The organism is Alteromonas sp. 4NH20-0104 (assembly GCF_057547795.1).
Map to the genome: position 1 here is coordinate 33890 of NZ_BAAJLP010000027.1, position 23466 is coordinate 57355.

The following is a 23466-nucleotide window of genomic DNA, read 5'->3' on the forward strand; positions in this document are numbered from 1 at the left end:
AATGCAGAGCCGAGCCGCTAAGTTTTCCATTTGGATAGCAGGGATAATTCTTACTCCGGTAGTTATCTACTGGCTGTTTGCCGACATGCTGATTAAATCCATTCTGGAGGGGCAGCTTACGCAGTCGCATGGCGCCGAGGTCAACATCGGCGGCTTTGAACATCAATTGTTTCCTTTTAAAGTCGCCATTACCGAGGTGGCGTTTACCGATCCCTCAGAGCCTCTCAACAATCAATTAGTCGTTGGCCGAATGGCAGGCGATGTCGAGCTTACCGCGCTGCTGTCAGACCAACTGATTATGAATCAGGTAGATTTACTCGATGTCGCTTTTAATCAGCCCCGCTCTGCCCCTGGTCAGGTGCTGCGTAAACCTGAAGGGCAAAGCTTTGATGATTTACTTAGCGAAGCAAAAGAAGCATTACCGACTGTGGATGAATTGCTGGAGCGCTCGCCACTAAAAACCACCGCGGCAGTAGAAGAGGCCAGAACCACTTACAACACCTATGCCGAAGCATTGAAAACCGATTATCAGTCGCTCCCCGACAAAGCGCGCCTTGAATACTACAAAACGGAAATACAGAAACTTCGCGATACGGATTTTAAAAACCCGGCTGAGGTGGTGAAAGCCAAAGAGGCGTTTGACCAGTTAAAGCAACAAATGCGCAATGATAAGGAAAGCATTACCACTTTCAGAGCGAAAGCCAGTGAGGCCAGAGCGGCAATGAGTGCTTCCTTACAGACGTTAAAAACGGCACCGGCTCAGGACTATGAATTGCTTAAAGGCGTTTATGCCGGTGACCAGGCCGCCCTTTCACAGTTGACCGAAGCGGTATTCGGCGATAAAGCGGCGCAATATAATCGTTACCTGTTCAGCGCTTTTGATTTGCTGGTTCCTTTGCTTAAAGGCAGCAACGAAACCTCAGAAACAGAAGAGCAAGCCGGTACGCCGCTGGATGTCCTCATCAGGCAAGCCAATATATCGGTCAACTGGCAGGATACCCTGCTAACCGGCGACTGGAAAAATATTACCAATATGCACGCCGTATTTGGCAACCCGACAACTTTCTTTTTGAATGCCGCAGCCAAGGGCGCACAAACCTTCTCTACCCAGGGGCAGTTTTTTATTGATAGTAACGGGCTGGACGCCTCGCAGACATGGCAAATTGCCGGGGTGCTGCTGGACAGTGTTGCCCTGAGCCAAAACCCGCGACTTGATGCGTCAATTAAGCAAGCCTTACTGGCGACCAGTGGTTCGCTTAAGATTACTGATAATATCCTCAATGGTTCGGGCCAGGTCGACCTGACCGAACTGACCATGGCAGCCACCGGCAGTGATAACCTGACTAACGCCATAGCCGGGTTGCTCGATAGTCTTAAGCAGCTTGATATGAAAATGGACATTGGCGGTACGCTGACGGCCCCCAATTTTGGTTTTTCGTCTGACCTGGACAGGCAGCTCGCAAACGCAGCATTATCCAGCCTGAGTGCATCGCAACAGGATAAACTGAGCGAACTGAATAGCAAATTACAAGGCATGGTGGGCGATCAGGACGACAACCTGGCCAGCGAACTTGGCAATATATCCACCTGGCTGACCGCCAGTCAGCGTGACGAAGCCGCATTGCAGGAATTACTGCAGGCTACGTTTAAAAACGCGGTGGAAAAACAGAAAGACAAGCTGCTGAACAAACTGTTCGATAAACTGGATGGACGTTAAGCATCCAGCGCGGCATAATAACTTCGACTAATTCGAACAGGTGTTCATTGTGTGGCGAGATCGGGCAATCCTATTTATTCTGTTAGCGCTGTTAGGCGCGCTACAGGTTCGCCTGTGGCTCGGGAAAAACAGCATCCCTGACTATCTGGCCAAGCAACAAGAAGTGCAAAAACAGCATCAGCAAAACGCCAACCTGGTGCAGCGTAACGCCTTGTTAAAGGCAGACATCAGCGATTTGACTATTGGCCTTGAGGCGGTAGAAGAAAGAGCCAGAAACGAGCTGGGCCTGATCAAACGGGGTGAAACCTTCTACCGGATATTACCCACCGAAGAAGACTAAAGGGTGCGGGTAATTTCTGGCTTAACTCTCCCTTCCGGCAATGACCATCAAGAACAATAAAGAGAAACAAACCTTTGAGCATAACTAATACATCCATTGTTGCCGTGGTTCCTGCGGCAGGTATTGGTTCACGAATGCAGGCCGATCGCCCTAAACAATATCTGACGATAGGCGCGCAAACTATTCTGGAACATACGCTGCTAACGCTGGCAGCCCACCCGGCGATCTCGCGGGTTGTGGTGGCCATTAGTCCCGATGATGAATACTTTAAGCAGCTACCGCTGCAAGATGCGCCCTGGCTTACAACCGTTCACGGCGGCGAGAGTCGGGCAGACTCGGTATACAACGCTCTGGCAGAGCTGGCCGATGACGAGTGGGCCCTGGTGCACGACGCCGCCCGCCCCTGCGTAAGTCACCTCGATATCAGCCGGTTAACCGAGCGTACCGGCGCTGTGGATTTTAGTGGAGGCATTCTTGCCACACCGGTTCGCGATACTATGAAGCGCGGCACAGCCAGTACCAACTCAACCCCGGTGGTAGTGAAAACAGAAGAGCGGGACAACCTCTGGCACGCACTAACCCCTCAGTTGTTCCCGGCTGGCATTTTACGTGATGCGCTGGCTGGTGCATTGCAAGCCGGCGCAGTGGTGACCGACGAAGCTTCAGCAATGGAGTTTGCCGGCCACAGCGTTGAATTAATCGACAGCGATCCGGCGAATATCAAAATTACGCGCCCGGCAGACTTAACCCTGGCACAATTTTATTTACAACAAAGCAGGTAATTGACTCTTATGCGAATCGGACACGGTTACGACGTTCACAAATTCGGCGGCGAAGGCCCAATTACTATTGGTGGTGTAAGCATTGATTATGAGCAGGGCCTGCTGGCCCACTCAGACGGCGATGTACTGATCCACGCCCTTTGCGACGCCTTACTGGGCGCTGCTGCACTGGGTGATATCGGTAAACATTTTCCCGATACAGACAGTGCTTATGCCGGGGCCGATAGCCGCGGATTGTTGCGCGATGTGATGGCCCGGCTACACGGCCTGGGCTATAAGCTGGTTAATGCCGATATGACTATTGTTGCCCAGGCGCCCAAAATGGCGCCGCACATAGCGACCATGCAGCAATTACTCGCCAGCGACTGTCAGGTCGACACCGATCAAATCAATGTAAAAGCCACCACTACCGAAAAACTCGGTTTTGCCGGTCGCAAAGAGGGCATCGCAGCCTACGCTGTTGCCCTGATTACGAAATGAGCACTATGCAACTACACACTGAACACTGGCAATACCTTAACGATACGCCCGTCGCCAGCGGGCTACTAAAACAACATATTGCCGACTTTAAGGTAACCGAAGAGCTCGGCTATACACTGTCCGGTGATGGTGAACATATTTATGTCGAGCTTGAGAAAACGCAGCTCAATACCGCCTACGTAGCCGAGCAACTGGCCAGTTTTTGTGGTTTGCCACTACGCCAGGTGACCTACGCCGGTCGAAAAGACAAGTATGCCGTTACCCGTCAGTGGTTTGGTGTGCATGTGCCAGGCAAAACCGAATTTAACTGGGACGCCTTTACCCTTGAAGGCACCCGAATCCTGCAGGTACAGCGTCATAACAAAAAACTGCGTACCGGCCAATTAAAAGGTAATCACTTTGAAATTACCCTGCGAGCAGTGACCGACCCGGATGCGGTAGTAAACAGACTGCAGCAGGCGGCCCGGACCGGCGTACCCAATTATTACGGCAGCCAGCGTTTTGGCGTCCAGCGGATCAGTGAAGAGGGCGAAGTTAACCGCGGTGGCAATCTGATGATGGCGGAACGGATGCTTAACGGCGAGGTAATTAAAAACCGTAATAAACGTTCTATGGCCCTGTCGGCGTTGCGTAGCTGGCTGTTTAACGAAATGCTGTCGAACCGCATCGCCAGGGGCTGCCTGCATACCATAACCCCCGGCGACGTGATCAACCTTGCCGGTTCGAACAGTATTTTTGTTGCTGATGAAGACATCCAGCCACTCAGTGAGCGTTTAACCCGACAAGATCTGTCTACCACCATCCCATTGTGGGGCAAAGGCGATATTGGTTCGGCGGGCGATGCCAGGATCATGGAGCTGGAATCAGCCGCCGCTTATCCCGAGGTCACCGCGTTTCTGGCCGATCAAAAACTCAGTATGGAACGTCGTGCTGCGATTATTTGGCCACAACGGCTTGAATGCAATCAGCAAGGTGATACATTAATCATACGGTTTTTCCTGCCCTCAGGCTGCTTTGCGACCACGGTATTAAGAGAATGTCTGCTTACCACCGAGTTAGCCTGATGGAACACATTTCCTGTAGATACAACCGGTATACTTATTAGCTTATGAAAATACTACTCAGTAATGACGACAGCGTTTTTGCCAAAGGCATTGCCACCATGCATGCCGCGCTGGCAAAACAGCATGATGTTACGGTAATTGCCCCCGACCGCAACTGCAGCGGCGCGAGTAATGCTTTGTCATTGCATCAGCCATTGCGAATTCAGCAAATGGAGAATGGCTTTTTCGCCGTTAATGGTACGCCTTCCGACTGCGTCCATCTGGGGGTTAACAGCTTTTTGCAAGAAGATCCCGAACTGGTTGTCTCTGGCATTAATCACGGCGCGAATCTCGGCGACGATGTGATTTACTCGGGCACGGTAGCAGCCGCTACCGAAGGCCGATACATGGGCTTACCAGCCATAGCCGTTTCGTTATGCAATTATGAGGGTGGTCATTTTGAAACCGCCGCCCGGGTCGTGGTGGAAGTAATAGAGAAATTAATCACTCACCCACTGCCAGCCAATCAGATCCTGAATATTAACGTGCCGGATTTACCTTATGACAAACTGGCCGGAGTCAAGGTCACCCGCCAGGGCCGACGCCACCGCGCGGAGTCCATGGTAAAAGCGAAGGATGCCTTTGGCCGGCCGATATACTGGTATGGCCCGGCCGGCGCAGAACAGGATGCCGGGCCGGGGACGGATTTTCATGCTATCGCAAACGGTTATTGCTCAGTAACACCACTGAGCGTTGATATGACTGCCCGCGACAGCATTGCAGAAATGGAAAAGTGGCTGGAAATGTAAGCCTCAATAAGAAAAATAACCCGCAACAAGAATTAATGACACATGAGAACAACAAGAAAAGGCGATGCACTCGCGCAGCTGTTGTGCGATGAAGGGATTTCGAATCAGAAGGTGCTCAATGCTTTGGCCAGTGTTCCCCGCGAACGCTTTTTACCGGATGCATTACAGCATAAGGCCTATCAGAATACGGCATTACCCATTGGACAGGGACAAACCATATCGCAACCTTATATTGTTGCCAAAATGAGTGAATTGCTGCTGGCTGCACCGAACGCCGCGAACTCAGTACTGGAAATTGGCACCGGCTCCGGCTATCAAACCGCCATTCTCGCTTTGCTGTTTCCCCAGGTTTTTTCGGTTGAACGCATCAAAGCGCTGCAATTTCAGGCCAAACGCCGTATGAACCAGCTTGATTTACATAATATAAAAATGAAGCATGGCGACGGCTGGCAAGGTTGGAGCAGTAAAGGCCCCTACGACTGCATTATTGTTACTGCGGCGGCCAGCAGTATTCCCCAGGCCCTAACCGACCAGCTCAATGAAGGCGGCCGACTGGTGATACCGGTGGGCGACGACCAACAGGAATTACTTTGTATCGATAAAATTGAAGGCGAACTGCACAGTACCACTGTGGAAGCGGTTCGTTTTGTTCCCCTGGTGGCCGGAGACCTCCTTTGAAATTATTCCAACCTTGTTATGATCTCGCTTTACGCTGGTCTAAGCACCCGGCCGCCAGTCGCTATCTGGCGATACTGAGCTTCGCCGAGTCTGTCATTTTTCCCATACCACCAGATGTCATGCTGGCGCCCATGTCGCTCTCGCAGCCATCGCGCGCCTGGCACTTTGCCCTGATCACCACAATAGCTTCGATTGTTGGCGGGGTGGCAGGTTATCTGTTGGGCTTTTTTGCTTTCGACACCCTGTTACAGCCCTATATTGAATCATCAGGTTACGCTCACAAACTGGAAACCGCTATAGGCTGGTTTGAAGCCTACGGCGTGTGGGTAGTTTTCCTGGCGGGGTTTTCGCCTATTCCGTACAAGGTTTTCACCATCAGCGCCGGTTTCTTGCAAATGGCTTTTCTACCCTTTTTAATTGCCTCAGCCGTTGGCCGCGGTGCGAGGTTTTTTTTAGTGGCAACACTTATGAAATGGGGTGGCGCTAAGATGGAAGAGCAGTTGCGTAAATATGTGGAAGTACTTGGCTGGGCAGTGGTTGGACTGGCGGTTATCGCTTATTTGATGCTACGATGAAGTTACACAACACTAACGTGATGCGCGGAATAATCGGCATTATTGTCAGCATAGCGTTAGTGAGCTGCGCAGGTCCCGAACGGCCGGCGCCGGTGGTAGTACTGAACAGTCAGCACTACCCCAAAACGGCGGAAAAGCTCACCCAGTACACCGTCAAAGCAGGGGATACGCTCTATGCGATTGCCTGGTATACAGGGAACGATTACCGGGATATAGCGAAATGGAATTCGTTGTCCGAACCCTACAATATTTATCCCGGCCAATCACTGAATTTACAACAACCGCGAAGGGTGTCAAAAAAACCTCACAGTGTCAATAATATGACTGGTCAAACTAGCAGGCAAAATCCAAAAATGTCTATTGACCAAAAAGATAGCCAGGCGTATTGTGATTGTGAATCAGATGTTAACAACACAAAAGGAGTTGTGAGTAAGCCCAAAAAGAAAGGCTTTCCACAACGTGTTGAAAAATGGATGTGGCCTGCACAAGGTCGGTTCCAATTATCAAACAGTAACGGTCAGACCACCCAAACAGGGGTCGACATTTACTCAAATCAGGGCAGCGAAATCGTTGCTGCTGCCGCAGGGAAAGTTGTATACGCTGGTAACGCGCTGCGCGGATACGGTAATCTAATAATAATAAAACACACCGAATCCTTTTTAAGTGCATATGCGCATAATGATCAGATAATGGTCAGTGAGCGTGACTGGGTTAACGCGGGTCAGGAAATTGCAAAAATGGGCAACACCGGAACAACAACCGTTAAGCTCCATTTTGAAATACGTTATCGGGGAAAAGCAGTAGAACCGATGAAATATCTACCAAACAAACAATAACAATAAATAATAATAATAATTAAGAATCAGGAGAACGTCGTAAGGTAAAACAACGCAGGAGATACAGTTGTGGGTCAACAAAATATCGCTGTCATCGACGCAACACCCCAAGACGAAGTAGACAACATCGAAGTTAATGAAAATATCAAAGACGACGAGTTGTTAAATGAAGAAAATGAAAAAACCAAGACCGACACCTGGATAAACCAGGAAGAGGTCACAAAAACACTGGATGCAACTCAGTTATACCTGAGCGAAATTGGTTATTCTCCCCTGCTTACCGCAGAAGAAGAAGTCCACTTTGCACGCAGAGCACTGAAAGGCTGCGAAGCATCTCGTAAGCGAATGATCGTTAGCAACCTCAGGTTGGTAGTGAAGATTGCCCGACGTTACAACAATAGAGGCCTGGCACTGCTGGATCTTATTGAGGAAGGCAACCTTGGATTGATTCGGGCCGTTGAAAAGTTTGATCCGGAAAGAGGGTTCAGATTCTCAACGTATGCAACATGGTGGATTCGTCAGACTATTGAACGAGCCATTATGAATCAAACCCGGACGATTCGGTTACCAATTCATGTGGTAAAAGAATTAAACGTCTATTTGCGTGCGGCCCGTGAACTGGCTCAAGAGCTTGATCACGAACCTACAGCAGAAGACATTGCACTTTATCTGGACAAGCCCATTGATGAAGTTAGCAAGATGCTGCGTCTTAATGAACGCATCAGCTCTGTTGACACTCCCATTGGTGGTGAAAATGATAAAGCATTGCTCGATATTCTGGCGGACGATAATGAATCAAGTCCGGAGGACGAGTTACAGGACAGCAATATTAAACAAAATATTGTGTCCTGGTTGCAGGAACTAAACGCTAAGCAACGTGAAGTGCTGGCCAGAAGATTTGGACTGATGGGCTACGAGCCCTCAACCCTTGAAGATGTAGGCGCTGAGATTGGCCTGACGCGTGAAAGGGTTCGGCAGATTCAGGTAGAAGGTCTGCGTCGTTTAAAAGACATGCTCAGTAGTCAGGGCCTGGATTTAGAAAGCGTCTTTAGCCGTCTAAGTTAATTGATACACAAAAACGCCCCGATTCGGGGCGTTTTTTATTGTCTGTCGAGAGTAATGAATCGGTATGGATGCGGGTTTTTATCGTCTGCTTCAAACGATTGCTCGTTGGTGATAAGCCATTCACCAGCGGTCTTATAGTCTGGGAAATGAGTATCGCCTTCAGTATCGAGCTCTATCTGCGTAAGATATAAGCGATCAGCTTTAGGTAACAGGCTGGCATAAATTTTACCGCCACCGATGATCATCACTTCTTCCGTTTCTGTTTCCTGCGCTTTTTGCAGGGCCGGCTCAATGGCGTTAACCACCACCGCATCGTCCAACTGATAGTTAATATCGGTTGTAATAACAATGTTCAATCGGCCAGGTAAGGCTCTGCCAATGGATTCATAGGTTTTTCTGCCCATAATCACTGGCTTGCCCAGGGTAGTGCGTTTAAAGTGCGCCAGGTCTGCTGGCATATGCCAGGGCATCTGGTTATCTTTGCCAATTACCCGATCGTTCGCCATGGCGGCAATCATAGCTATTTTCATTTTCACTGACACCTTACTACCCGTCAGGTTACTTACGATAAATCACTTCGACATCATAATCGTCGTCATCATCATCCCAATCATCATCATCATCGTCGGCCTCTGCCTGTGGCTCAGGACTATAGGTATCCCATTTGAACTCAACTTCAGGTTTGTCCTGCTCTTCTTCTAGCTCATCAGGCAGGCTCTCAATGAAGTTCATGATTTCATGGCAAAGTGGTTCGAGCCCTAAACGCTGAAAGGCGGAGATATAGTAAACCGGACCGTCCCATTCCAGCTTTTCAACGATTTGCTGACACAGTTCTTCAGCTTCATCCTCAAGCAATAAATCAATCTTATTGAACACCAGCCACCGCGGCTTACCAGCCAGTTTCGGGCTGTATTTTTCCAGCTCATTGATAATAGTGAGGGCGTTCTCAGCCGGATCGGACTGATCCGCCGGCATCAGATCGACCAGGTGCAACAGTATCCGGCAACGTTCAAGGTGTTTAAGGAATCGAATCCCCAACCCCGCCCCTTCCGAAGCGCCTTCAATTAACCCGGGAATGTCGGCAATGACAAAGCTACGTTGGGCATCTTGTCTGACAACACCTAAATTAGGGACCAGCGTGGTAAACGGATAGTCTGCCACTTTCGGCTTTGCCGCAGACACAGAACGAATAAAGGTTGATTTTCCGGCATTCGGCAAACCGAGCATGCCAACATCAGCCAACAGCATCAGTTCCAGTTTCAGATTGCGAATTTCGCCGGGTGTGCCGTTGGTTTTTTGTCGTGGAGCACGGTTGGTACTGCTTTTAAAACGAGCATTGCCCAATCCGTGAAAACCACCCTGAGCTACTTTTAAACGCTGTCCATGACGGGTTAAGTCTCCCAGCACTTCCTGGGTATCGGCGTCCGTAGCGCGGGTACCCACCGGCACCAGTACGGTGAGATCTTCACCTGCTTTACCGGTACAATTGCCGCCCATCCCGTTCTGACCACGCTCAGCGCGATGAAAACGTTCAAAACGATAATCGATTAAGGTATTCAGGTTTTCATCGGCTTGTAAGTACACACTACCACCATCACCACCATCACCGCCGTCCGGGCCACCTTTGGGCACATATTTTTCGCGACGAAAACCAATGGTACCGTTGCCGCCATCGCCTGCTTCAACTCGAATTTCAGCTTCATCTACAAATTTCATGTTTACCCCGGACCGAACCTTAAACTTTTAAGTGTAACTCACTTTATCAAAGTGCGTAGCAGTTATGCCTGCATACCACTTCAATGATTATAACCTGTCTGTGTTGCCTGCAACAAAAAACCCCGCAAGCGCGGGGTTTTTTTAATCAGTATGCGATTGCGCTTTATTCAGCAACAATGCTCACAAACTTACGGTTGTTAGGTCCTTTAACTTCGAACTTAACTTTACCGTCAGATAATGCGAACAGGGTGTGGTCTTTGCCGATACCCATGTTGTTACCAGCGTGGAAACGAGTACCGCGCTGTCTAACAATGATGTTACCGGCCAGCACAGACTCACCACCAAAACGCTTAACACCTAAACGTTTACTTTCTGAGTCGCGACCGTTTTTGGTACTACCACCAGCTTTTTTGTGTGCCATGTGTCTATGCTCCTATTATGCGTTAATACCAGTGATTTTCACTTCAGTGAACCACTGACGGTGACCCGCTTGCTTACGCGAGTGCTTACGACGACGGAACTTAACGATTTTTACTTTATCGCCACGACCGTGTGTAACCACTTCAGCAGTCACTTTACCACCGGCTACATATGGTGTGCCGATTTTAACGTCGTCACCATTGCTAACCATTAATACGTTATCAAACTCTACACTGTCGCCTGGAGCGACTTCGATCTTCTCGAGACGAACGGTTTGACCTTCGGCCACACGGTGTTGTTTACCACCACTTTGGAAAACCGCGTACATAACTTTCTCCGCTCTGCGCCTAAATTTATTGCGCAATCAATTCTAAAACAGGGCGCGAATTGTACGTGAATCGATTTTCGATCTCAACCCCAGAATGCGAAAAAAGTTTATTTTTCGAGCGAAGTTATCAATCGCCGGTCAGAGTGACTATTTTAACAGGTTTAACGGTCAACAAAAATGCTTGTTTTGATTGAAATTTACCTGCAATTTCAAGGTCATGCGATTTTATACTTAAGGAGGCGTATGGATTGTGTTTGTCTGATAGTCGCGGCGATGGGCGCCCTGCGATCGCCGGATCCGTTGTCATTTGTCCCGACAAGCCTGTTAATTATGGTGAAATTAATCTAATTCACTGGATAGACGATAATATTTATGTACAATCTGCTGCCAGTCAGCTTACACGTTCCGGACACTACGAGACGCTATGAATATTGATCAAATAAAAGCATTGGCCGAATCCGATATGCAGGCAGTTAATAAACTGATCCAGCAGCAGGTCGATTCGGATGTTGCCCTGATCAATCAACTTGGCTTTTATATTGTTAACAGTGGCGGCAAACGACTCCGCCCGCTGTTAACCGTGCTGGCGGCCCGAGCGTTAAACATTGAATCCGGTCAGCATCACACGCTGGCTGCGATAATCGAATTTATTCATACCGCTACGCTGTTACACGATGATGTGGTTGATGAATCAACCATGCGCCGTGGTCGCGAAACGGCTAATGCCCTGTTTGGTAATCAGGCCAGCGTACTGGTAGGTGACTTCCTTTATACACGTAGTTTCCAGATGATGGTTGAGCTACAGAGTATGCGGGTTATGGAAATCCTGTCTGACTCCACCAACCGCATTGCTCAGGGTGAAGTTCAGCAGTTGATGAACTGCAACGATCCGGATACCACCGAGGCGAGCTACTTCGACGTAATTTATGGCAAAACTGCCCGTTTGTTTGAAGCGGCCACTCAGTTAGCCGCGGTGATTACCGGACAATCCGCTGAAGTTGAACAGGCTATGCAGGCGTACGGTCGCCATCTGGGGACTGCATTTCAGCTGGCTGATGACATTCTCGACTACGAGTCTGACAGCGAGGCCATGGGCAAAAATGCCGGCGACGATCTGGCTGAAGGTAAACCTACCCTGCCTTTGCTTTATGCGATGTGGCATGCCAATGAAGAAGACGCATTGCTTATCCGTGAAGCCATCGAAAAAGCCAATGGATTACCCCATTTACAACGCATAGTAGCGGTAATGAATGATACCGGTGCACTGAGCTACACCCGTCAGAAAGCCTTTGAAGAAGCTGATACGGCAATCTCAGCGCTTAATGTGTTGCCTGAAAGCGATTACAAGCAGGCGCTAATTGCCCTGGCGCACATCGCTGTAGACCGCAATAGCTAAAGGCTAAATCCCAACATTCCTATCATAAAACCCAGGATCCCGCCCAGCGGCGGTGCCCAGTGGTTATCCATCCGCACCTGGGGGGCGATGTCCTGCAGCACCGAATAAAGAATTCCCCCCGCGGCAAACAGCATAATAGCCGATACTACAATCGTATATTGCGAGAGCAGAAAGTACCCTACTAACGCCATCATCGGTCCCAGCAATGCCATTAGCAAAAACATCACCAGGATTCGCCGCGAGCTAAAATGTCCGGCCGCTTTGAGTTCGCGGTAGGCATTAAAACCCTCGGGAAAATTTTGCACTGCAATTAACAACCCTAACAGCACACTGCCACCACCGAGAGCTGCCGTTGTGCCAAGCGCAATGGACTCAGGAATAAAATCAGATAACATCGAGGCCAACTGACTGGCGGGCAGTTGTTTTCGCGCCAGCCAGATATCCAGTGCCATAAAAGCCAGGGCACCAAGCAGGAAACTCACGCAGGAGGCGGCAGTCCCCAGCTCCTGCATGCCATCCGGCACCAGCACCAGCGCCACCGCCGACAACAGTGCTCCGGCCCCCATGGCGAGGATGCCATGCCGTAACTCTTCGTCGAGCCAGGCCGGAAAAACGCCTTCAACCCTGGCCAGTAAGCCGCCCGCAGGCATAGCGAGGCCAGCCACGAGTGCCATTATCACAACATAGACGACTGACGGGTCTGTCACGCAATTCCCTCTGTTAACTGTGTTCGCTGCGGCTTATTGCGCGTTACCTTCGGCAATTCGGGTCATATTTTCGTTACTGTCCCGGTGCACAATAATATTATCCTCAATACGAATGCCGCCATAAGGCCGATAGGTTTCCACAACACCCCAGTTCACATATTTTGATAATTCACTGCTTTTCAAATCGGCTAGCAGTGATTCAATGAAGTACAAACCCGGCTCAATGGTAAAGACCTGACGGGCTTCCACTGTGCGGGTGCAACGTAAAAACGGGTGATCGTCAGGCGCAGGTTTGGGTGTGCCGCGATCGTCCATTACCAGTCCGCCCACATCATGCACCTGCAATCCGAGGAAATGGCCAATCCCGTGCGGGAAGAAAGTACGGGTAATACCCTGCGCCAGGCAGTCCTCTGCGTTCATGTTAACCAGTCCGGCCTGCACCAGCACATCGGCAATGCCCTCATGGGCCGCCAGATGAATATCGGCATAATCCACACCAGGTTTTAACCTGCCGGCCAATGACAGGGTGAGCTTGTCGAGCTCACTGATAAGCCCTTTAAACGGATTATCACCAACGGTGTAAGTCCGGGTGATGTCAGCCGCGTAACCATTATAATTGGCACCGGCATCAATCAGAAATGACCGATGTTGCGCTGGCCTGGCGGTATCATAGTGCATGTAATGAAGAATCGAGCAATGCTCATTGAGAGCAATGATACCGGTATACGGCACGTCATTATCGCCCTGTTGAGTGGCGGCATTATAGGCAAGATTAATAGCAAACTCGCTTTCTCCGGCAAAGAATGCAGCAGCAGCGGCCTGATGACCCGCTACAGCGATGCGGTTCGCCTCACGCATACAGGCCAGTTCATAGTCTGTTTTATAAGCCCGCTGATAATGCAGGTAATGCAGTGCTCTGTCCGGGTTAACGTTGTCAAAACCCAAAGCGCTGGCCACCTCAATGTATTCCCCTACATAGGCAAAATGACGTTTGTCATAAGGCAGGTGCTTTTCAACCATATCCGGCTGTTTAAGCATCACCACGTCAAAACAGTCAGTCCAGTACTCGTTTGGCTCAGGCGGCACCTTGTGCCAGAAGTCTGTAGGCCGGTAAAAGATAAGTTTCGGTTTATCCACACCATTTACCACCAGCCAGCAGTTAGGGTTGTCGATAACCGGTAACCAGGCTTTAAACTGCGGATTCACTTTAAAAGGGTAATGGTTGTCGTCTAAAAACAATCGCTTGCTTTGACCTGAGTGAATAACCAGCCCTTCCAGTCCTTCCCGTTCCAGGGCTTCGCGGGTGCGTTGCTGGAGTGTGTCGATATGCGCTGCATACAGGTCGTGATGCTCTGTCATAGTGCCTCTGTCGTTATCTTTTATGCTTGTATTATGGCGCATAACACTACCATGAGCCTAAGGTAAAGTCAGGCTGTCCGCCGAGAGTTTCATGCGACTCAAAGTATCAAACAGGTGTGAGGGCTGACCGAGCTGAACCTGATAGATATACCGGTACGCCATCACCGCTTTTACGTAATGCCGGGTCTCCCGGTATGGGATGTTCTCAATCCAGACATCCAGCGATTGCTCGCCGCTGGTTGGCAACCACTCCATCACCCGCTGCCAGCCAGCATTGTACGATGCAGACACCAGCACCGGGTTATGGTTGAGTTTGTCATTTAAGTATTTTAAATACTGAATACCAAACTCCAGGTTTTGTTCAGGTTCGAGCAAAGTGCGATACCCTACCCGCTGATTGCTGATGTAATTTACCGTGCCGGGCATTAACTGCATCAGTCCGCGTGCACCGGCGGGAGACACCGCATCAACCATAAACGAACTCTCCCGACGAGCAATCGCCATTGCCAGCGCCGGGTCGACCTCATGCTGAGAAGCTTGTTGCTGAAATTCCTCGGCAAACGCCATAGGAAAGCGGCGACGCACATCATTAAAATAACCGGTTTGCGCAAAGCCAATAATCGCCTGATCATGCCATCCCCAGTCACTGGCAAGCAGGGTCACGGCACGCTTTTCTTCGGTGGTTAACCGCCGGTTGAGGTAATACCATTCCCGCCGGGCTTCTACATACCGGCCCAGCTTGAATAACTCATAAGCGCGCTGTACCGCAGGCACTGTACTCATTCTGGCCAGGGTGTAATCACTCATTTCCAGAGGTTTATCGGCCAATTCAGGCGGCTGTTGCAGCCGGGCACTGGCCAGGAACCCGTAATAATGGCGCTCTTTGGCCAGCTCGCCGTAAAGTTGTTGCGGCCCTTGTGCCGCCTCAAGTTCTCCCAACCCGCGAGCCCGCCAGTAACGGAAAGCATCCTGACGCTGCTCATCCTCCGGCGCGGTCTGAATAACTTCTAACGCCTGCTGCCAGTCACTTTGCCGCAGCATGTAAGCCAAATGCCAGTGCCTGACATCTTCCTCAGCGTCAGGGACGTTAGCCTTAGCCAGCCACTGATCGGCGTTATCATCGCCTTCAATCACAAGACTGATCGCAATAGCACGGTAAATCTGTCTGGTTTGCGCTTCGCTGAAGGCAATTTTGCCCTGCCAGTACTGAAAGGCCTTTATGGCTTTTGCCGGTGTTTGCCAGGCGAGTCGAATCAGGCCGTAATACAGCACCGCCTTTTCCTGCTCCGGGTATTTACCAGGGAACAAGCTATAGTTGAGCACAGTAGACGATGAACGTCGGGTTTGCCGCCATAAATCCACCAGATAATGATGTGATGCAGGCAGCCTGCGCTGTAAATACCCCAGCAGATTGCGATCGCCGCCTCTTATTACTTTTTCAATCCGGCCCAATACTTTATCGGTGGTCATATGACCGGCTTGTTGCCATTGTTTAAATACCGGGTCGCATTCGTCCGGGCGTGACTGCCCCGATAACCACAGGGCATCGACCTGCTCAAACCAATAGTCGGGCGCATCGGACTCCTGCAACTGATAGTGCAGATACTGGCAGGTGTATTTAGTGCCCAATCCCGGCTGATAAGCCTCGATAAACGCCGCCTGTTTTTGTCGCTTGCTTAACAGGTCGAGCCAGCGTTTACGCAGGTGAGTTGCCAGGGGGGTGCCAGCATAACGGGCCAGAAACTCATCCACCGTTGCAGCGGTGAGGTTACTCAGGGTCCGCTCGGCGAGCCGTAACTTCAGATAAGGCACCAAAGGATAGTTAGCCAGGTCTTCAATATCCTTGTGGATAGCCGGCAGCTTAGAAACTGGCAGGGTATTGAGTTGTTTTTCAAGACTCAGAAATTGTGCACGTTGCTGTTCACGCTGCTTGCCATCCTCGGCAAAGGAGAGCGGCGATAGGATCCAACTCATTAACGTGAATAGCAGAACGAACCGCATTGCCTGCACACTATCTCCTTCTTCGCTTGGGGCACCATCGATTCCCCGTAGTGTAGATATTCTGCGTCCGTGATGACAGCGAAAATCGATGACTCGCTTTTCTGCGAGTTTCAGCGCAAAAACTAACCAACAGTGCTACCATCAACAACAGCTTTACCGTAACTGGCTGCCTTCCTCTTTAATTTAGCAAAATTGGCAAAAAATGGCAGTGAAAGGATTGGCTATACACAACTATAAATAAATTAAATATGCGTTAAAGGGCTTGAAAACGTTACCTTAGACACCATTGATTCAACATAATTGAAACACCCGTTTGAATTTTTGTTGATATTTTTCTCTGCATTGGAAAGAATCAGGGTTTGAAAGACAACGCGCCTCCCTACAATTTTATTAATTTCATGCGTAACGCTGAAAGGAGACAACAATGATCTACGAAGGCCAAAATCTAACGGTATCACTGTTGGATAACGGTTTTGCTGAACTGGTATTCGATGCCAAAGGTTCAGTAAATAAATTCGACCGCCAAACCATCAGTGACCTGGACGAAGCGACCCAGGCAATCGCCAGCAACAGTAACGTAAAAGGGGTGGTAGTTCGCAGTGCCAAGCCCGCTTTTATTGTTGGCGCCGACATCACTGAATTCACTGATATGTTTGCTCTGCCTGAAGAAGAAATTCTAGCCTGGGTGGCAAAAACATCAAAAGTGTTTGACCGTTTCGAAGATCTCCCGGTTCCTACAGTCGCCGCAGTGAATGGTTTTGCATTAGGCGGCGGCTGCGAGATGGCGCTGGCCTGTGACCTTCGAGTTGTTGATACCACCGCTTCCATCGGCCTGCCAGAAGTGAAATTAGGCCTGATGCCAGGTTTTGGTGGAACAGTACGTCTGCCTCGGCTTATCGGCTCCGACAATGCCCTTGAGTGGATGACAACCGGCAAGGATCGCAAAGGTCAGCAAGCGCTTAGTGAAGGCGCCGTTGATGCCGTTGTCGCTCCTGAAAAACTGACAGACGCCGCATTAAGCATGGTAGCCGACGCTGCCGCAGGCAAAATCGACTGGCAGGCTCGCCGCGCGGCGAAAAAAGCGCCACTTAAACTAAACAGTAATGAAGCCATGATGAGCTTCTCTACTGCACAAGCCTTTGTTGCCGCGAAAGCAGGTAAACACTACCCGGCCCCTCACATGATGGTGGAAACGGTTAAGAATGCTTCTTCACTGGATCGTGATGGCGCGCTGGCACTGGAAAATCAGGGCTTTGTAAAACTGGCCAAAACGGATGCAGCGAAAGCGCAGATTGGCATTTTCATGGCCGATCAGCTGGTTAAAGGTAAAGGCAAGAAATTAGCTAAGTCTGCCAGCAAAGCCGTTAAAATGAACGCCGTGTTAGGTGCCGGTATCATGGGTGGCGGTATCGCTTACCAAAGCGCCGTAAAAGGTTTACCGGTGATAATGAAAGACATCAACCAGCCCGCCCTGGACCTCGGTTTGTCTGAAGCTGCCAAAATCCTTAACAAAGGAATGCAACTCGGTAAGGTCACACCTGAAAAAATGGCGAAAACGCTTAACGCTATTACGCCATCACTGGAATACAGCGCCATTAAAGACGTGGACTTAGTGATTGAAGCTGTGGTTGAAAACCCAAAAGTTAAGAGCATGGTACTAAAAGAAACTGAGCAGCACGTAGATGAAGACACTCTCTTATGCTCAAACACCTCCACCATCTCTATTAACCAATTGGCAGAAAGCCTGGAAAAACCTGAGCGTTTCTGCGGTATGCACTTCTTTAATCCAGTGCACCGCATGCCACTGGTCGAAATCATCCGCGGCGAGAAAACTTCAGACGACACCATTGCTGCCGTAGTGGCTACCACACTGCAAATGGGCAAAACGCCTATTGTTGTGAATGACTGCCCCGGCTTTTTGGTAAACCGCGTATTATTCCCTTACTTTGCCGGTTTCTCGAAACTGGTACTCGACGGTGCTGACTTTGTTGCCGTTGATAAGGTCATGGAAAAACAATTTGGCTGGCCCATGGGCCCGGCTTACCTGCTCGACGTGGTAGGAATGGATACCGCCGACCACGCGGCATCAGTAATGGCCGATGGTATTCCAGAGCGCATGGCAAAAGTTGAAAACGACCCGGTAACGCTACTGTTTAAAGAAGAGCGTTTAGGTCAGAAGAATGCCAAAGGCTTCTACAACTTCAGTAAAGATAAGCGTGGTAAGCCGAAAAAAGACGCGGCCCCTGAAGCTTATGAGCTGATCAAACCTCACCAGGCAGAAGCCGGCGAGTTCAGCAGTGAAGAAATTATTGCTCGCCTGATGATCCCAATGGCCAACGAAGCGATTCGTTGTCTTGAGGAAGGCATCGTGGCCAGTGCTGCCGAGGCTGATATGGCCTTAATTTACGGACTCGGCTTCCCGCCGTTCCGTGGTGGTATTTTCCGTTACATCGAAACTATGGGATTAGCGAACTTTGTCGAACTTGCCGACAAATACGCCCATTTAGGTCCGATTTACCAAATTACAGACGGCGTTCGTCAAATGGCCGCTGAAGGTAAATCTTACTTCGCTTAATCACCTTAGGAGACATAATCATGAAAGATGTAGTAGTTATTGACTGTATTCGCACGCCCATGGGTCGCTCCAAAGGCGGCGTATTCAGAAACGTTCGTGCCGAGAGTTTATCGGCGCACTTAATGAGTGCCCTGATTGCCAGAAACCCGAATGTGGATCCGGCAGAAATTGAAGACATTATCTGGGGCTGTGTACAGCAAACCAAAGAGCAGGGCTTTAACGTGGCCCGTAATGCCCAACTGTTAACCGAAATACCGCGCAGCACTGCTGCCGTAACGGTTAACCGTCTGTGTGGTTCATCCATGCAGGCCCTGCATGATGCCACTAAAGGCATTATGACCGGTCAGGGTGATGTTTATATGATTGGTGGCGTTGAGCACATGGGCCATGTGCCAATGACCTTTAACCTCGACTTCCACCCTGGACTGGCCAAGTATACGGCTAAAGCGTCTGGCAACATGGGGATGACAGCAGAACTGCTGGGCCGTCAAAACGGCATTACCCGTGAGATGCAGGATGCTTTTGCAGCTCGCTCGCATCAAAAAGCGCACCAGGCCCACCTGGAAGGCCGCTGGGCCAGCGAGATTGTCGCCACCGAAGGTCATGATGCCGACGGCGTACTGAAGATGATCGACTTTGATGAAGTGATCCGCCCCGAAAGTACCCCCGAATCCATGGCAGCGCTGCGTCCGGTATTTGATCCGGTCAACGGTACTGTTACCGCTGGCTCAGCTTCAGCCATTTCGGACGGCGCTTCGGCGATGCTGTTAATGTCGGCCGACCGTGCGAAAGAGCTTGGCCTGACGCCGCGCGCTAAAATTCGTTCAATGGGTGTGGCTGGTTGTGACGCGGCGATTATGGGTTACGGCCCAGTGCCTGCTACCCAGAAAGCCCTTAAGCGTGCAGGCTTAACCATGGATGATATTGAGATTGCAGAGTTCAACGAAGCCTTTGCCGCTCAGGCGCTTAGCTGTATCAAGCAACTTGGCTGGCTGGATAAGTACGACGAGTGCGTAAACTTAAACGGCGGCGCTATCGCTCTGGGCCACCCCCTCGGGTGTTCAGGTTCCCGGATCAGTACCACACTGATTAACCTGATGGAGGCCAATGACAAGTCAATTGGTCTGGCGACCATGTGTATTGGTTTAGGCCAGGGTATTGCTACCGTATTTGAACGCGTGTAAGACTGTATAACTTCATTGAAGGGCACCTTAGCGGTGCCCTTTTTTGTTGTATGACGAATGGTTAGCCGACAACATTAAAGGCGCGTACTGCTCACTGGTGGGTGACTCTTATTTTCACTTTCGCGAGGACCTTGATACAGGCTACTAACCTGCAAAAAAGTGTTTTACTGCATCAAACAGGCTGGAACAGCGTTGGTAGCCGGAGGCCACCCCATCGCTTTCATAATGAGAATCCACCCGGTATAACTGGTTGATTCCGGCGCTTTGACCGGCCTGTATGTCTGACATTTTATCGCCAATCATCACCGAGCTTGCCAGGTCAATCTGATGTTCTGTGGCAGCAGCGTTGATCATACCCGGATTTGGCTTACGGAAATCACAATCTTTAAGGTATTCGCCCTGACCGTGGGTGGCGTGATGGGGGCAAAACCGAACATCGGTAATGGCGACCCCATGTTGGGAGAATTGCTCACACATCCACTTGGTGAGCGCCGCAAACTGCTCTTCTGTGTAGTAACCCCGTCCAATGCCCGCCTGATTAGTTACCACAATAATGTCGTAGCCTTGTTGAGAGATCATTTTACAGGCTTCAAACACACCGGGGGCAAATTCAAAACTCTCAGGCTCGCACACATAACCGTGATCGATGTTAATCACGCCATCGCGGTCGAGAAAAAACGCTTTTCGCTTTGGTGCCATAATGATTCCATTTAATCGGGCGAGCTCAACTGGCCTAATTTTCGATATCAGCCAGATAGTCGGCGTTCAGTATTGCCGTAAGATTCTCATTCTGAATATCGTTGGTCCAGAATTCAAAGTTTTTAAATCCGGCCCCCACAAAAAATGCCATTTCGTTGCGAAAAACCTGCTCAGTCGTCATACCTTCGTCAAAGCGTTCCGGCTCATCGGTAAAACTGGCGATGGTCTGACAAATGGCGAAAGAGTTGTTGGCGGCTTGCTGGGCGACACTAAATACCGGATATTCAGACTCCCTGGGATTAGTGGCCATACGTGATGCGCACCACCAGATTGCCACACCACAACGCTCGCCAATAGTGTCAAAACAATAATCGTAGGCCGTTTGTGCCAGGGCAGCGCTGTCGAACACGGTATGCGCTTCAAGTATAATGGAGGTCGTTGGAAAATACGTCATATACATATCCACCACGCTGTTGTAAGCGTCGCTAAGCCGGGAAAAGGTGTAGCCGGCCGCTGCAAACTCGCTCTCATCCACACGCCAGTGCATCTCAACGCCGTTAGTCATCGCGGCATAAGTAACGTAAATACCGGCCAGGTTGGGGTGACTGTCGAACTGCACACCGAGTTCGCTTACCAACGCTTCTTTATAACTCAGATAATCAGCATCCCACGGTAAGCACGTCACCGCCGGGTTGCCCCTGAACGAGTAGTCAAAGGTCACACACTCATCGAGCAGCCACTGGGGCATCTCTTTGCTATCAATGACTGCCAGATTGACGAAATCGCCCAGGGTTTCAGCTTCCAGTAGTTCTCGCTCTATCACTGAAAAGTCATATTCTCCGGCCGTGGGATTGATATCTGACCAGCTTAACCTAATCAGCGTGCCAGAGACGTGAGGTAAGCCATTAATATGTTCGGATACCTGGGTTGAAGGGGTATTGATGTTTCTGACGCCCGCACTGTTAAAAACGCCCTGAGGGGCCGCTTTCGTTTCGCCTGCCGGGGGCGGATCAGGCACTGGTGGCAAAGGCGTTGGCGTTGGGGAAGACGTTGCAGAGTTACCGCCTCCACAAGCCGTTATAAGCAGTACCATAGCAATCAGCAAAACGAATAGTCGAAACAAAGGTGGTTACCTCGTTGATAGAAACAGCGCATTCGATTATCAGACCGACCCGGTTACTGCTTTCGGGCTGAATCTTACTCAATCAAAGTATGCTGGTAATCTCTCTCATTCTCAACTATGACGTGACGAGCTGTTACCGACAAATATAAAAAAGGCCCCGAATGGGGCCTGAGAAATCATGCTGCGAGGCTTACTTCAGCAGCGGGGCGTACTCGTTTTCCAGAATAGTCATCAAACTGGCATCCTTTAAGTCAGCAGACCAAATCTCGAAGTTTTTAAACCCTTCGCCGATGAAGAAGTCCATTTCGTTGCGTAATGCTTCTTCTGATGTCCAGCCCTGACCAGAATCGAAACGGTCTGGCTGTGTGCTGAAATTACCGATGGTCTGACATACAGCAAACGAGAGTTCAGTAGCTTGCTGGGCAACATGATAAACCGGGTATTCCGCCTCTCTTGGATCGGTTGCCATACGTGATGAACACCACCAGATGGCCACACCACAACGACTGCCCAGTGTATCGTAACAATGATTGAAGGCATTCTCAGCGAGGTAGGACTCGTCGAAAACCGTGTGAACTTCCATCATTATTGGCGTAGTGGTAAACGCGGCAGCATACATATCCATAACATCGTTATACGACTGCTCTAGGCGGTCTGGCGTATAACCGGCTGCTGTGAACTCATTTTCATCCACACGCCAGTGCATCTCAATACCGTTAGACATAGCCGCGTAGCTCATATAAACGCCACGCAGGTTAGGGTGCGAGTCAAACTGTGCACCTAATCGACTCACCAGCTCGGCTTTAAATTGCTGATAGTTGCTATCCCATGGCAAGCAGGTGGTAGCGGGCTGGCCACGGAAACTGTAATCGAAGGTTTCACACTGATCCAATACATACTGGGGCATTTCCTTACTATCGAGAATCGCCAGGCTGATACTGGCATCCAACGCTGCGGCGGCTGCCAGTTCATTTTCTAACGGTGTGAAGTCGAACACTCCTTCAGAGGGGTTAATTGCCTTCCAGCTGACTCTCACCAGACTGCCTGACACATAATCTTCGCCGTTAATATCATCACGAATTATGGTACCGCGCTGATCGCTCGAGCTGATAACCCCTGCACTGTGGTAGAGCCCCTGAGGTGCACTCTTAGTGTCTGGCTCCGGAGCAGGTTCAGGCGTTGGTTCCGGAGTTGGTTCCGGAGTTGGCTCTGGAGTCGGCTCAGGCGTTGGCTCAGGCGTAGGCTCTGGAGTTGGTTCAGGCGTTGGCTCTGGAGTCGGCTCAGGCGTTGGCTCTGGAGTCGGCTCAGGTGTTGGTTCCGGAGTTGGCTCTGGAGTCGGCTCAGGTGCAGGGTTCCTGAAGTTTCGGCGCCAGAAATTACGGGAAGTAGCAGTCGCAGTAAACGCACTGGTACGAGAAAATTGAACTTGGGTCGATCCATCGAGGTTATTGGTTTCCATACCTTTACGGGTGAAGTTAGTGTCGCTCAGGTTAGCAGCACCTGCAGAGAATGTTGCAGAGATCACAGCAGTAGCAACAACACTTTTAATAAAACCAGTCATTTCTATTTACCTCAAAAAAAAACTTAAACACGGTTGCAAAGAACGGGATGCATTAAAGTCTTTTTCGGTATA

At 50.1% G+C, this 23466-nt stretch carries 23 protein-coding genes; 13 read left to right on the plus strand and 10 right to left on the minus strand.

What is annotated here, in order from left to right; all coding sequences use genetic code 11:
- The first annotated feature begins 1 nt into the window (after window position 1).
- From AC27IB_RS17540 to rpoS, 10 genes are all read left to right on the plus strand, one after another.
- Window positions 2-1717 (plus strand): TIGR03545 family protein, encoded by a 1716-nt coding sequence (locus AC27IB_RS17540; RefSeq protein ID WP_487122560.1) that lies wholly within the window; start codon window positions 2-4, stop codon window positions 1715-1717.
- Window positions 1718-1766: 49 nt separating this feature from the next.
- A complete protein-coding gene (ftsB, locus tag AC27IB_RS17545) occupies window positions 1767-2057 on the plus strand; it encodes a cell division protein FtsB (RefSeq protein ID WP_296043923.1) in 291 nt (96 codons plus the stop codon).
- An 80-nt stretch (window positions 2058-2137) separates the two neighbouring features.
- Window positions 2138-2839 carry a 2-C-methyl-D-erythritol 4-phosphate cytidylyltransferase gene (gene ispD, locus AC27IB_RS17550; RefSeq protein ID WP_487122607.1) on the plus strand — a complete coding sequence of 234 codons (702 nt, stop codon included), beginning with the start codon at window positions 2138-2140 and terminating at the stop codon, window positions 2837-2839.
- A gap of 9 nt (window positions 2840-2848) precedes the next feature.
- Window positions 2849-3319: a 2-C-methyl-D-erythritol 2,4-cyclodiphosphate synthase gene (ispF, locus tag AC27IB_RS17555; RefSeq protein WP_487122562.1), complete on the plus strand. Its 471-nt coding sequence runs from the start codon at window positions 2849-2851 to the stop codon at window positions 3317-3319.
- A 5-nt stretch (window positions 3320-3324) separates the two neighbouring features.
- Window positions 3325-4383: a tRNA pseudouridine(13) synthase TruD gene (truD, locus tag AC27IB_RS17560; RefSeq protein ID WP_487122564.1), complete on the plus strand. Its 1059-nt coding sequence runs from the start codon at window positions 3325-3327 to the stop codon at window positions 4381-4383.
- A 44-nt stretch (window positions 4384-4427) separates the two neighbouring features.
- The gene (gene surE, locus AC27IB_RS17565; protein ID WP_487122566.1) at window positions 4428-5171 is read left to right on the plus strand and encodes a 5'/3'-nucleotidase SurE; all 744 of its coding nucleotides are present in this window, start codon (window positions 4428-4430) and stop codon (window positions 5169-5171) included.
- A gap of 42 nt (window positions 5172-5213) precedes the next feature.
- Window positions 5214-5849, plus strand: a complete 636-nt coding sequence (locus AC27IB_RS17570) for a protein-L-isoaspartate(D-aspartate) O-methyltransferase (RefSeq protein WP_487122568.1) — start codon at window positions 5214-5216, stop codon at window positions 5847-5849.
- Window positions 5846-6424 (plus strand): YqaA family protein, encoded by a 579-nt coding sequence (locus tag AC27IB_RS17575; protein WP_487122570.1) that lies wholly within the window; start codon window positions 5846-5848, stop codon window positions 6422-6424. Before AC27IB_RS17570 ends, AC27IB_RS17575 begins: the two co-directional genes overlap by 4 nt.
- Window positions 6421-7260 carry a peptidoglycan DD-metalloendopeptidase family protein gene (locus AC27IB_RS17580; RefSeq protein ID WP_487122572.1) on the plus strand — a complete coding sequence of 280 codons (840 nt, stop codon included), beginning with the start codon at window positions 6421-6423 and terminating at the stop codon, window positions 7258-7260. The genes AC27IB_RS17575 and AC27IB_RS17580 overlap by 4 nt, the downstream gene beginning before the upstream one ends.
- 69 nt (window positions 7261-7329) lie before the next feature.
- Window positions 7330-8325, plus strand: coding sequence for an RNA polymerase sigma factor RpoS (rpoS, locus tag AC27IB_RS17585; RefSeq protein WP_296043935.1), 996 nt, complete (start codon window positions 7330-7332; stop codon window positions 8323-8325).
- Between the two features lie 35 nt (window positions 8326-8360).
- Here rpoS and folA read toward each other — a convergent pair whose 3' ends face one another.
- The 4 genes from folA to rplU all read right to left on the minus strand — a co-directional run bounded on the left by folA (window position 8361) and on the right by rplU (window position 10789).
- Window positions 8361-8855 carry a type 3 dihydrofolate reductase gene (folA, locus tag AC27IB_RS17590; RefSeq protein ID WP_296043936.1) on the minus strand — a complete coding sequence of 165 codons (495 nt, stop codon included), beginning with the start codon at window positions 8853-8855 and terminating at the stop codon, window positions 8361-8363.
- A 28-nt stretch (window positions 8856-8883) separates the two neighbouring features.
- Window positions 8884-10041 carry an Obg family GTPase CgtA gene (cgtA, locus tag AC27IB_RS17595; RefSeq protein WP_296043938.1) on the minus strand — a complete coding sequence of 386 codons (1158 nt, stop codon included), beginning with the start codon at window positions 10039-10041 and terminating at the stop codon, window positions 8884-8886.
- A 163-nt stretch (window positions 10042-10204) separates the two neighbouring features.
- The gene (gene rpmA, locus AC27IB_RS17600; RefSeq protein WP_273643031.1) at window positions 10205-10462 is read right to left on the minus strand and encodes a 50S ribosomal protein L27; all 258 of its coding nucleotides are present in this window, start codon (window positions 10460-10462) and stop codon (window positions 10205-10207) included.
- Between the two features lie 15 nt (window positions 10463-10477).
- The gene (rplU, locus tag AC27IB_RS17605) at window positions 10478-10789 is read right to left on the minus strand and encodes a 50S ribosomal protein L21 (protein WP_105935712.1); all 312 of its coding nucleotides are present in this window, start codon (window positions 10787-10789) and stop codon (window positions 10478-10480) included.
- Window positions 10790-11213: 424 nt separating this feature from the next.
- On the opposite strand from rplU, the gene ispB reads away from it, so the two are divergent.
- Window positions 11214-12185 carry an octaprenyl diphosphate synthase gene (ispB, locus tag AC27IB_RS17610; RefSeq protein ID WP_296043949.1) on the plus strand — a complete coding sequence of 324 codons (972 nt, stop codon included), beginning with the start codon at window positions 11214-11216 and terminating at the stop codon, window positions 12183-12185.
- Here the strand turns inward: ispB and AC27IB_RS17615 are convergent.
- The 3 genes from AC27IB_RS17615 to AC27IB_RS17625 are packed head-to-tail and all read right to left on the minus strand — an operon-like array spanning window position 12182 to window position 16252.
- Window positions 12182-12892: a ZIP family metal transporter gene (locus AC27IB_RS17615; protein WP_487122576.1), complete on the minus strand. Its 711-nt coding sequence runs from the start codon at window positions 12890-12892 to the stop codon at window positions 12182-12184. The genes ispB and AC27IB_RS17615 overlap by 4 nt on opposite strands.
- A gap of 33 nt (window positions 12893-12925) precedes the next feature.
- Window positions 12926-14251 (minus strand): Xaa-Pro dipeptidase, encoded by a 1326-nt coding sequence (gene pepQ / locus AC27IB_RS17620; RefSeq protein WP_487122609.1) that lies wholly within the window; start codon window positions 14249-14251, stop codon window positions 12926-12928.
- A 57-nt stretch (window positions 14252-14308) separates the two neighbouring features.
- Window positions 14309-16252 (minus strand): transglycosylase SLT domain-containing protein, encoded by a 1944-nt coding sequence (locus AC27IB_RS17625; protein WP_296044015.1) that lies wholly within the window; start codon window positions 16250-16252, stop codon window positions 14309-14311.
- A 424-nt stretch (window positions 16253-16676) separates the two neighbouring features.
- Here AC27IB_RS17625 and fadB point away from each other — a divergent pair, with 424 nt between their 5' ends.
- Complete coding sequence (gene fadB / locus AC27IB_RS17630) at window positions 16677-18827, plus strand: fatty acid oxidation complex subunit alpha FadB (RefSeq protein ID WP_296043950.1); 2151 nt, start codon at window positions 16677-16679, stop codon at window positions 18825-18827.
- 20 nt (window positions 18828-18847) lie between these two features.
- On the plus strand, window positions 18848-20011 hold the full coding sequence (gene fadA / locus AC27IB_RS17635; protein ID WP_296043953.1) for an acetyl-CoA C-acyltransferase FadA: 1164 nt from the start codon (window positions 18848-18850) through the stop codon (window positions 20009-20011).
- A 144-nt stretch (window positions 20012-20155) separates the two neighbouring features.
- Here fadA and gmhB read toward each other — a convergent pair whose 3' ends face one another.
- From gmhB to AC27IB_RS17650, 3 genes are all read right to left on the minus strand, one after another.
- The gene (gene gmhB / locus AC27IB_RS17640) at window positions 20156-20710 is read right to left on the minus strand and encodes a D-glycero-beta-D-manno-heptose 1,7-bisphosphate 7-phosphatase (RefSeq protein ID WP_296043955.1); all 555 of its coding nucleotides are present in this window, start codon (window positions 20708-20710) and stop codon (window positions 20156-20158) included.
- 34 nt (window positions 20711-20744) lie between these two features.
- The gene (locus AC27IB_RS17645; RefSeq protein ID WP_487122579.1) at window positions 20745-21833 is read right to left on the minus strand and encodes a hypothetical protein; all 1089 of its coding nucleotides are present in this window, start codon (window positions 21831-21833) and stop codon (window positions 20745-20747) included.
- Between the two features lie 190 nt (window positions 21834-22023).
- Window positions 22024-23394, minus strand: a complete 1371-nt coding sequence (locus AC27IB_RS17650; RefSeq protein ID WP_487122581.1) for a hypothetical protein — start codon at window positions 23392-23394, stop codon at window positions 22024-22026.
- Window positions 23395-23466 lie beyond the last annotated feature (72 nt).